Consider the following 11,967-nt stretch of genomic DNA (forward strand, 5'->3'; position numbering starts at 1 on the left):
GAGCCGTTGTGCCTCCAGATAGACCGTTTATAGGGGTTGTTGTTTCATCTACTGCACATATTTGATTATATACTGTTATAGCAGATGATGAAGGTGAAATACAACCATTAGAATTAGTAACTGTGAAGGTATAAGTATTACCGGATTTAGTCCTGTAAAATTTACACTAGTTCCAGTACCATTTAAAGTAAGGCCACTTGGTGATGCTATAATAGTCCATGGATCTGATGTTGATAAACCATTTAAAATAACACTTCCTGTTGAAGTGATACAGCTTGGTTGTGTAACAGCCCCCGCTAATGGCGCATTAGGCGTTGCAGGTTGCGCATTGATAGTCACCTGCGCACTTACAGCAGAGGTACAGCCCACCGCATTGGTTTCCGTAAAAGTATAAGTCCCCGCATTGGCCGTAACAATCCCCGTTGGCGAGATATTCAAAACCGCAGGACTGAAAGTATAAAGACTAGTGGTATTGTAACCCACAATTTGAAAACTACCCGAAGCATTAGAACAAGTAGGTTGGGTAACAGCCCCCGCTAATGGCGCATTAGGCGTTACAGGTTGCGCATTGATAGTCACCTGCGCACTTACAGCAGAGGTACAGCCCACCGCATTGGTTTCCGTAAAAGTATAAGTCCCCGCATTGGCCGTAACAATCCCCGTTGGCGAGATATTCAAAACCGCAGGACTGAAAGTATAAAGACTAGTGGTATTGTAGCCCACAATTTGAAAACTACCCGAAGCATTAGAACAAGTAGGTTGTGTAACAGCCCCCGCTAATGGCGCATTAGGCGTTGCAGGTTGCGCATTGATAGTCACCTGCGCACTTACAGCAGAGGTACAGCCCACCGCATTGGTTTCCGTAAAAGTATAAGTCCCCGCATTGGCCGTAACAATCCCCGTTGGCGAGATATTCAAAACCGCAGGACTGAAAGTATAAAGACTAGTGGTATTGTAGCCCACAATTTGAAAACTACCCGAAGCATTAGAACAAGTAGGTTGTGTAACAGCCCCCGCTAATGGCGCATTAGGCGTTGCAGGTTGCGCATTGATAGTCACCTGCGCACTTACAGCAGAGGTACAGCCCACCGCATTGGTTTCCGTAAAAGTATAAGTCCCCGCATTGGCCGTAACAATCCCCGTTGGCGAGATATTCAAAACCGCAGGACTGAAAGTATAAAGACTAGTGGTATTGTAGCCCACAATTTGAAAACTACCCGAAGCATTAGAACAAGTAGGTTGTGTAACAGCCCCCGCTAATGGCGCATTAGGCGTTGCAGGTTGCGCATTGATAGTCACCTGCGCACTTACAGCAGAGGTACAGCCCACCGCATTGGTTTCCGTAAAAGTATAAGTACCCGCATTGGCCGTAACAATCCCCGTTGGCGAGATATTCAAAACCGCAGGACTGAAAGTATAAAGACTAGTGGTATTGTAACCCACAATTTGAAAACTACCCGAAGCATTAGAACAAGTAGGTTGTGTAACAGCCCCCGCTAATGGCGCATTAGGCGTTACAGGTTGCGCATTGATAGTCACCTGCGCACTTACAGCAGAGGTACAGCCCACCGCATTGGTTTCCGTAAAAGTATAAGTACCCGCATTGGCCGTAACAATCCCCGTTGGCGAGATATTCAAAACCGCAGGACTGAAAGTATAAAGACTAGTGGTATTGTAACCCACAATTTGAAAACTACCCGAAGCATTAGAACAAGTAGGTTGTGTAACAGCCCCCGCTAATGGCGCATTAGGCGTTACAGGTTGCGCATTGATAGTCACCTGCGCACTTACAGCAGAGGTACAGCCCACCGCATTGGTTTCCGTAAAAGTATAAGTACCCGCATTGGCCGTAACAATCCCCGTTGGCGAGATATTCAAAACCGCAGGACTGAAAGTATAAAGACTAGTGGTATTGTAGCCCACAATTTGAAAACTACCCGAAGCATTAGTACAAGTAGGTTGTGTAACAGCCCCCGCTAATGGCGCATTAGGCGTTGCAGGTTGCGCATTGATAGTCACCTGCGCACTTACAGCAGAGGTACAGCCCACCGCATTGGTTTCCGTAAAAGTATAAGTACCCGCATTGGCCGTAACAATCCCCGTTGGCGAGATATTCAAAACCGCAGGACTGAAAGTATAAAGACTAGTGGTATTGTAGCCCACAATTTGAAAACTACCCGAAGCATTAGAACAAGTAGGTTGGGTAACAGCCCCCGCTAATGGTGCATTAGGCGTTACAGGTTGCGCATTGATAGTCACCTGCGCACTTACAGCAGAGGTACAGCCCACCGCATTGGTTTCCGTAAAAGTATAAGTACCCGCATTAGCCGTAACAATCCCCGTTGGCGAGATATTCAAAACCGCAGGACTGAAAGTATAAAGACTAGTGGTATTGTAGCCCACAATTTGAAAACTACCCGAAGCATTAGTACAAGTAGGTTGGGTAACAGCCCCCGCTAATGGTGCATTAGGCGTTGCAGGTTGCGCATTGATAGTCACCTGCGCACTTACAGCAGAGGTACAGCCCACCGCATTGGTTTCCGTAAAAGTATAAGTACCCGCATTGGCCGTAACAATCCCCGTTGGCGAGATATTCAAAACCGCAGGACTGAAAGTATAAAGACTAGTGGTATTGTAGCCCACAATTTGAAAACTACCCGAAGCATTAGTACAAGTAGGTTGTGTAACAGCCCCCGCTAATGGCGCATTAGGCGTTGCAGGTTGCGCATTGATAGTCACCTGCGCACTTACAGCAGAGGTACAGCCCACCGCATTGGTTTCCGTAAAAGTATAAGTACCCGCATTGGCCGTAACAATCCCCGTTGGCGAGATATTCAAAACCGCAGGACTGAAAGTATAAAGACTAGTGGTATTGTAGCCCACAATTTGAAAACTACCCGAAGCATTAGAACAAGTAGGTTGGGTAACAGCCCCCGCTAATGGTGCATTAGGCGTTACAGGTTGCGCATTGATAGTCACCTGCGCACTTACAGCAGAGGTACAGCCCACCGCATTGGTTTCCGTAAAAGTATAAGTCCCCGCATTGGCCGTAACAATCCCTGTTGGCGAGATATTCAAAATCGCAGGACTGAAAGTATAAAGACTAGTGGTATTGTAGCCCACAATTTGAAAACTACCCGAAGCATTAGAACAAGTAGGTTGGGTAACAGCCCCCGCTAATGGCGCATTAGGCGTTACAGGTTGCGCATTGATAGTCACCTGCGCACTTACAGCAGAGGTACAGCCCACCGCATTGGTTTCCGTAAAAGTATAAGTCCCCGCATTAGCCGTAACAATCCCCGTTGGCGAGATATTCAAAACCGCAGGACTGAAAGTATAAAGACTAGTGGTATTGTAGCCCACAATTTGAAAACTACCCGAAGCATTAGAACAAGTAGGTTGGGTAACAGCCCCCGCTAATGGCGCATTAGGCGTTACAGGTTGCGCATTGATAGTCACCTGCGCACTTACAGCAGAGGTACAGCCCACCGCATTGGTTTCCGTAAAAGTATAAGTACCCGCATTGGCCGTAACAATCCCCGTTGGCGAGATATTCAAAACCGCAGGACTGAAAGTATAAAGACTAGTGGTATTGTAACCCACAATTTGAAAACTACCCGAAGCATTAGAACAAGTAGGTTGTGTAACAGCCCCCGCTAATGGCGCATTAGGCGTTACAGGTTGCGCATTGATAGTCACCTGCGCACTTACAGCAGAGGTACAGCCCACCGCATTGGTTTCCGTAAAAGTATAAGTCCCCGCATTGGCCGTAACAATCCCCGTTGGCGAGATATTCAAAACCGCAGGACTGAAAGTATAAAGACTAGTGGTATTGTAACCCACAATTTGAAAACTACCCGAAGCATTAGAACAAGTAGGTTGTGTAACAGCCCCCGCTAATGGCGCATTAGGCGTTACAGGTTGCGCATTGATAGTCACCTGCGCACTTACAGCAGAGGTACAGCCCACCGCATTGGTTTCCGTAAAAGTATAAGTCCCCGCATTGGCCGTAACAATCCCCGTTGGCGAGATATTCAAAACCGCAGGACTGAAAGTATAAAGACTAGTGGTATTGTAACCCACAATTTGAAAACTACCCGAAGCATTAGTACAAGTAGGTTGTGTAACAGCCCCCGCTAATGGCGCATTAGGCGTTGCAGGTTGCGCATTGATAGTCACCTGCGCACTTACAGCAGAGGTACAGCCCACCGCATTGGTTTCCGTAAAAGTATAAGTACCCGCATTGGCCGTAACAATCCCCGTTGGCGAGATATTCAAAACCGCAGGACTGAAAGTATAAAGACTAGTGGTATTGTAACCCACAATTTGAAAACTACCCGAAGCATTAGAACAAGTAGGTTGGGTAACAGCCCCCGCTAATGGCGCATTAGGCGTTACAGGTTGCGCATTGATAGTCACCTGCGCACTTACAGCAGAGGTACAGCCCACCGCATTGGTTTCCGTAAAAGTATAAGTCCCCGCATTGGCCGTAACAATCCCCGTTGGCGAGATATTCAAAACCGCAGGACTGAAAGTATAAAGACTAGTGGTATTGTAACCCACAATTTGAAAACTACCCGAAGCATTAGAACAAGTAGGTTGTGTAACAGCCCCCGCTAATGGTGCATTAGGCGTTGCAGGTTGCGCATTGATAGTCACCTGCGCACTTACAGCAGAGGTACAGCCCACCGCATTGGTTTCCGTAAAAGTATAAGTACCCGCATTGGCCGTAACAATCCCCGTTGGCGAGATATTCAAAACCGCAGGACTGAAAGTATAAAGACTAGTGGTATTGTAACCCACAATTTGAAAACTACCCGAAGCATTAGAACAAGTAGGTTGGGTAACAGCCCCCGCTAATGGTGCATTAGGCGTTACAGGTTGCGCATTGATAGTCACCTGCGCACTTACAGCAGAGGTACAGCCCACCGCATTGGTTTCCGTAAAAGTATAAGTCCCCGCATTGGCCGTAACAATCCCCGTTGGCGAGATATTCAAAACCGCAGGACTGAAAGTATAAAGACTAGTGGTATTGTAGCCCACAATTTGAAAACTACCCGAAGCATTAGAACAAGTAGGTTGGGTAACAGCCCCCGCTAATGGTGCATTAGGCGTTACAGGTTGCGCATTGATAGTCACCTGCGCACTTACAGCAGAGGTACAGCCCACCGCATTGGTTTCCGTAAAAGTATAAGTCCCCGCATTGGCCGTAACAATCCCCGTTGGCGAGATATTCAAAACCGCAGGACTGAAAGTATAAAGACTAGTGGTATTGTAACCCACAATTTGAAAACTACCCGAAGCATTAGTACAAGTAGGTTGTGTAACAGCCCCCGCTAATGGCGCATTAGGCGTTGCAGGTTGCGCATTGATAGTCACCTGCGCACTTACAGCAGAGGTACAGCCCACCGCATTGGTTTCCGTAAAAGTATAAGTACCCGCATTGGCCGTAACAATCCCCGTTGGCGAGATATTCAAAACCGCAGGACTGAAAGTATAAAGACTAGTGGTATTGTAACCCACAATTTGAAAACTACCCGAAGCATTAGAACAAGTAGGTTGGGTAACAGCCCCCGCTAATGGCGCATTAGGCGTTACAGGTTGCGCATTGATAGTCACCTGCGCACTTACAGCAGAGGTACAGCCCACCGCATTGGTTTCCGTAAAAGTATAAGTCCCCGCATTGGCCGTAACAATCCCCGTTGGCGAGATATTCAAAACCGCAGGACTGAAAGTATAAAGACTAGTGGTATTGTAACCCACAATTTGAAAACTACCCGAAGCATTAGAACAAGTAGGTTGTGTAACAGCCCCCGCTAATGGTGCATTAGGCGTTGCAGGTTGCGCATTGATAGTCACCTGCGCACTTACAGCAGAGGTACAGCCCACCGCATTGGTTTCCGTAAAAGTATAAGTACCCGCATTGGCCGTAACAATCCCCGTTGGCGAGATATTCAAAACCGCAGGACTGAAAGTATAAAGACTAGTGGTATTGTAACCCACAATTTGAAAACTACCCGAAGCATTAGAACAAGTAGGTTGGGTAACAGCCCCCGCTAATGGTGCATTAGGCGTTGCAGGTTGCGCATTGATAGTCACCTGCGCACTTACAGCAGAGGTACAGCCCACCGCATTGGTTTCCGTAAAAGTATAAGTACCCGCATTGGCCGTAACAATCCCCGTTGGCGAGATATTCAAAACCGCAGGACTGAAAGTATAAAGACTAGTGGTATTGTAACCCACAATTTGAAAACTACCCGAAGCATTAGAACAAGTAGGTTGGGTAACAGCCCCCGCTAATGGTGCATTAGGCGTTACAGGTTGCGCATTGATAGTCACCTGCGCACTTACAGCAGAGGTACAGCCCACCGCATTGGTTTCCGTAAAAGTATAAGTCCCCGCATTGGCCGTAACAATCCCCGTTGGCGAGATATTCAAAACCGCAGGACTGAAAGTATAAAGACTAGTGGTATTGTAGCCCACAATTTGAAAACTACCCGAAGCATTAGAACAAGTAGGTTGGGTAACAGCCCCCGCTAATGGTGCATTAGGCGTTGCAGGTTGCGCATTGATAGTCACCTGCGCACTTACAGCAGAGGTACAGCCCACCGCATTGGTTTCCGTAAAAGTATAAGTACCCGCATTGGCCGTAACAATCCCCGTTGGCGAGATATTCAAAACCGCAGGACTGAAAGTATAAAGACTAGTGGTATTGTAACCCACAATTTGAAAACTACCCGAAGCATTAGAACAAGTAGGTTGGGTAACAGCCCCCGCTAATGGTGCATTAGGCGTTACAGGTTGCGCATTGATAGTCACCTGCGCACTTACAGCAGAGGTACAGCCCACCGCATTGGTTTCCGTAAAAGTATAAGTCCCCGCATTGGCCGTAACAATCCCCGTTGGCGAGATATTCAAAACCGCAGGACTGAAAGTATAAAGACTAGTGGTATTGTAGCCCACAATTTGAAAACTACCCGAAGCATTAGAACAAGTAGGTTGGGTAACAGCCCCCGCTAATGGTGCATTAGGCGTTACAGGTTGCGCATTGATAGTCACCTGCGCACTTACAGCAGAGGTACAGCTATTAGAATTAGTGACAGTAAAAGTATAGGTGTTATTTCCTGTTAGGCCACTAAAAATTGCATTAGTTCCAGAACCTGTTATGCTAGTGCCACCGGGTGAAGCTGTAACAGTCCATGTACCAGATGCAGGTAAATTGTTAAAACTAACACTTCCTGTAGAAACATTGCAACTAGGTTGTGTTATATTTGATATAATAGGAGCTGTTGGTAATGGGTTGACTATTACATTCGTTGAATCTGATATAGTACAGCCTCCGGTGTTGTAACGACAAGTGTGTAGATACCATTATGGTTAGTGTTACTATTTACAATTATTGGGTTTTGTTGATTTGATGTAAAACCATTTGGTCCAGTCCAGTTATAACTAAGCATCCCAGAAATAGAAGAGAAGATTATAGGTGAACCAACGCAGGAAGTAAGAGGGTTAGTAGTTAATGTTGTTTTTGTAATATTTACCCAATGATCTTCAACTTCTCCATCAGCAGCAAAACCAGAAGGAGAAAGGTTTGGTGTTGTTGATAGCCTTAATCTAGCATAATAGCTATTACCAGAAGTTAGTCCGCTTATTGGATTTAAAGGAACGCTTACGTTTCCATTTGTTCCTGAAGGAATTGATACGTTGGTGTTTTCATTATTGTCAAAAATACCATTTGAATTAGCATCTATCCATAAATTTAAATAAGCTACGCTAGCAGTAGTGTTTTTAACAAATACAGTTCCTGTACATGTAGACCAATTGATGTCTTGTATACCATCTTCATCATCGATTCCAGTAATGTCATCTGTGTTCGGAATATTGCCAGCTGTTACAGGATTATAAGAGCTTTCAACATCAATGTTGTTTCCCAGTACTAGGTTGGGACTGACAAAAGATCCTCGTTGTGTGTCAAGTACGTTAGTTGTTGTGCTTAAAATGTTTTGACTGGGAGAGGTAAAGGTTCCACCTTGTATTGAATTGTTTACTATATGAGTGGCTTTACCGTATGAATTAGGCGCATCCGAATAATCAAGATCTTCTATAAAACCGATACCAAAATGCTGACCTCCTCCTCCTTTAACTTGAGCATCTATATAGGGGACATCTTCAGCAATTAATATTGCATCTCCTCTACTATCGCCACTTCCGGGGTTTGTAACTCTAATGGTTCTTCCTGAATTTGATACATCGAGTCTGATAGATGAGTTAGTCCAGTTATCATTTCTGATGTATTTGTCTAAGTATCTTACAGTTCCTGATGGTACTGTAAGCTGATAATATTCATTTGTATTGGCTAAGGTTTCTGTTCCTCCTATGACAAAGGCGGCCACATTACCCGATATGCCATTTGGATAATTGGCTGTTATGGTAATTCTGAAAGTAGAAGTACAGGCATTGCATCCATTATTTATACCTACAATATTGCCTGCTCCAGTATTTCCTCCAATATTTCCATAACCACTTGGGAAGTTGTTTCCAAAATAATCATAAGAGTTACTAGATTTTGGTGTACCCGTAACGTTTGATATTGTGGCTTGATAAATAACTCCAGCAGCAGAAGTAAACGTTCTTGTAGATCCGTTAATGATTAAATCACCACTAGTGCCGTCTTTATTGAGATCCCAGTTTAACCAAAATATACGATCCTTGTAAAGACCGCTACCAGTTGTTGCTTTACCTGCGTCGGGAACTTGTGAAAAGGTTACATTGGTAAAAAGGCAATTTAAAAATAGTGATATAAAAGATATTAATATTTGAAAAAGAGGCGTTTTCATTTTTTATTATATTTTATATGGTAAATTTAGATGTTTTTTTTCTTTTTTTCTATAGAAAAGCTTCTACGTGCTATTTTGAATAAAAATAAAGTCTTTTTTTTTAAGTTTATTTATATAAAAGGTTAATTTTTTTGGTTAAAATTAAAATGAATTAGATTTTTATACTTTTGAACTAAAACGTATCTTTGTCGCGATTTTAAATTTTTTTACTTTGAGTACTACTCATAAAATATCTTTATTGCTAAAAACTTTTTTGTTTGATTTTAAGGAAATTACAAAGGCAGGTTTGGCTGTTAGTGTGGTTTTTTCTTCCGTAGCTGGTTTTATGCTTGGGGTAGAGGAAATTAATCAGGCTACGATGATTACCCTCGTTATGTTAGCAATAGGAGGATATTGTATGGTAGGAGCGTCCAATGCTTATAATCAAATTATTGAAAAGGATTTGGATGCTTTGATGGATCGTACAAAAAATAGACCAATTCCGTCAGGAAGAATGAGTGTGAATAAAGCTTTTTTTATAGCCACTCTTTTAGCTATTTTAGGTGTTGTTATTTTGTATAATATTAATGAGAAATCGGCGATGTTTGGTGCTATTTCTATTTTTTTATATACAAGTGTTTATACACCTATGAAGACAAAAACCCCTTTATCTGTTTTTGTGGGAGCTTTTCCGAGGGGCAATTCCTTTTATGTTAGGTTGGGTTGCGGCTACAAATGAGTTTGGTATTGAGGCTGGAACATTGTTTTTAATTCAGTTTTTTTGGCAATTTCCTCATTTTTGGTCTATAGGTTGGTTTTTATTTGATGATTATAAAAAGGGGGTTTTTTTATGTTGCCAACGGGAAATCGAGATAAATCAACAGCTATTCAGACGATTCTGTATACGATTTGGTTAGTGGTAGCTTCTGTTTTGCCTAGTTTTGGTTATACAGGACAGCTGTATTTGTCTAGTTTGTCAGCATTTTTTGTTTTAGCTATGGGGATTTGGATGTTGTTGTATGCTATTAGGTTGTATCAGCAGCAAACAGCAAAAGCGGCTAAGAGTTTAATGTTAGTGAGTGTAACGTATATCTCGCTATTGCAGATAGTGTATGTTTTAGATAAATTTTTAAGATAATGGAAATTATTATAGAAGAGGAAAAACAAAAACAAGTTCGTTCCTACAAATTGATTTTATTGTTTGGTATGCTTAGTATGTTTATGATGTTTGCAGGACTTACTAGTGCTTATTTGGTCAGTGCCTCTCGTAAAGATTGGGTACACGATATGATTTTACCTCCTGCTTTTACAATTAGTACCATTGTAATCATTATGAGTAGTATAACAATTCATTTGGCTAAATTATCTATACGTAAAAACAATCGTTCTAAAACTTCTATGTATTTAGGATTAACTTTGTTTTTAGGTTTGATGTTTGTTTTCTTTCAATTTGCTGGATTTAGTCAAATTATAAGGATGGGTTATTATTTTACAGGAAGTGAGAGTACTGTAACGACTTCTTTTTGTATATGTTGACTTTATTGCATTTGGTTCATCTTTTTGCGGGTGTAATTTCGTTATTAATTATAATTTATAATCATTATAAACAAAAGTATAATTCTACTCAAACCGCTGGAATAGAGCTTGGTGCGATGTTTTGGCATTTTTTAGATTTTCTTTGGGTGTATTTGTTTCTGTTTTTATATTTCGTATAAAAAATAAAAAATGTAAATTTGACAACTTTTTAAAATGAATTCTATGGCAACGACAGTTACTACAAGTACTGAAGGTAAAGTTTGGGGCGGCGGAAACGAGCCTATGAAAGCAAGCTATGGTAAAATGATGATGTGGTTCTTCATCGTTTCGGATGCTTTAACTTTCTCTGGATTCCTTGCTTCTTACGGTTTTTCAAGATTTAAATTTATTGAAACTTGGCCTTTGGCCGATGAAGTGTTTACTCACTTCCCATTCATGCATGGAGTACCGGCTCCAATGTATTATGTAGCATTGATGACTTTTATCTTAATTTTTTCATCTGTAACTATGGTGTTGGCTGTTGATGCTGGTCACCAAATGAAAAAAGATAAAGTAGCAATCTATATGTTCCTTACTATTATTGGAGGTTTGATCTTCGTTGGTTCTCAAGCTTGGGAATGGAAGAACTTTATCAAAGGTGAGTATGGTGCTGTAGAAACTAAAGGAGGATCAATTTTACAATTTGTTGATAAAAATGGTAAACGCGTAGCTTTACATGAGTTTGCGCTCAATTTGCCAGAAGAGAGAACACAACATACGCGTAATCAAGGTTTATGGTTTGTTGGAGAGTCTCCGTTGACTTCTGTTTCTGTTACAGAGGTAGTAGAAGGATTTAAAGCAAATCCTGATTTGTTAATCCGTTCGGAAAAAGTTAATCAAGAAACGAAACAAAAAATTGTTTTAACTCGTGAAGAATCTTTAAAAAGATTAGAAGGAGCAAAATCGGTAGTTGAAGGAGCTAACATGGTGCAAAATGAATATGGAAATAAGTTATTTGCTGATTTCTTTTTCTTTATTACAGGATTTCACGGTTTCCACGTATTTTCAGGTGTGGTTATTAATATCATTATCTTCTTTAATGTACTTTTAGGTACTTATGAAAGAAGAGGTACTTATGAAATGGTTGAGAAGGTAGGTTTATACTGGCACTTTGTAGATTTAGTTTGGGTGTTTGTATTTACATTCTTCTACTTAGTATAATAAAAAAGGTAAGATTATGGGACACGCACACGAATCGAACGCGGGAAAAATTTGGAAAGTTTTCGGAATACTTTCTGTTATAACAATTATAGAAGTTGTTTTAGGTATTTACAAGCCTCGTTCACTTTATTTTACAGCTATTTTAGGAACTAATTTACTTAATTGGATCTTCATTATCTTAACAGTAGCTAAAGCATACGGGATTATGTGGTCATTTATGCACCTTGAAGGAGAAGTTTCTTCTTTTCGTTGGTCTATAGTAGCGCCATTAGTATTCTTAATCATATATATAGTTTTTATCTTATTAATAGAGGCTAATTATGTATTTGAGGTGTTCAAAAATTCAACCATAAAGTGGAATTTTTAACAACATATTAATTCATAAAGAATCCCGATTTACGTCGGGATTTTTTTA

Annotated in this window: 5 protein-coding genes and 2 pseudogenes; 5 read left to right on the top strand and 2 right to left on the bottom strand. The window is 41.7% G+C overall.

Going from position 1 to position 11,967, the window contains the following annotated elements:
- Positions 1–75: 75 nt before the first annotated feature.
- Entirely contained in the window at positions 76–7,059 is a 6,984-nt protein-coding gene (locus tag JJC05_RS06665; RefSeq protein ID WP_235878618.1) for a hypothetical protein, read from the bottom strand.
- A gap of 55 nt (positions 7,060–7,114) precedes the next feature.
- On the opposite strand from JJC05_RS06665, the gene JJC05_RS06670 reads away from it, so the two are divergent.
- Positions 7,115–7,351, top strand: coding sequence for a hypothetical protein (locus JJC05_RS06670; RefSeq protein ID WP_235878619.1), 237 nt, complete (start codon positions 7,115–7,117; stop codon positions 7,349–7,351).
- Here JJC05_RS06670 and JJC05_RS06675 read toward each other — a convergent pair.
- Complete coding sequence (locus JJC05_RS06675) at positions 7,308–8,837, bottom strand: CshA/CshB family fibrillar adhesin-related protein (RefSeq protein ID WP_235878620.1); 1,530 nt, start codon at positions 8,835–8,837, stop codon at positions 7,308–7,310. The genes JJC05_RS06670 and JJC05_RS06675 overlap by 44 nt on opposite strands.
- Before the next feature lie 211 nt (positions 8,838–9,048).
- Between JJC05_RS06675 and cyoE the strand changes: the two are divergent.
- The 4 genes and pseudogenes from cyoE (at position 9,049) to JJC05_RS06695 (ending at position 11,919) form a co-directional block, all read left to right on the top strand.
- Positions 9,049–9,954: pseudogene (gene cyoE, locus JJC05_RS06680) on the top strand (heme o synthase).
- A pseudogene (locus tag JJC05_RS06685) lies at positions 9,954–10,531 on the top strand (cytochrome c oxidase subunit 3). The pseudogenes cyoE and JJC05_RS06685 overlap by 1 nt, the downstream one beginning before the upstream one ends.
- Positions 10,532–10,574: 43 nt before the next feature.
- Complete coding sequence (locus JJC05_RS06690) at positions 10,575–11,552, top strand: cytochrome c oxidase subunit 3 (protein ID WP_105195172.1); 978 nt, start codon at positions 10,575–10,577, stop codon at positions 11,550–11,552.
- A gap of 16 nt (positions 11,553–11,568) precedes the next feature.
- A complete protein-coding gene (locus JJC05_RS06695; RefSeq protein WP_127823526.1) occupies positions 11,569–11,919 on the top strand; it encodes a cytochrome C oxidase subunit IV family protein in 351 nt (116 codons plus the stop codon).
- The last annotated feature ends 48 nt before the right edge of the window (positions 11,920–11,967 follow it).

It is taken from the genome of Flavobacterium davisii (assembly GCF_019565505.1).
Classification (GTDB): domain Bacteria; phylum Bacteroidota; class Bacteroidia; order Flavobacteriales; family Flavobacteriaceae; genus Flavobacterium; species Flavobacterium davisii.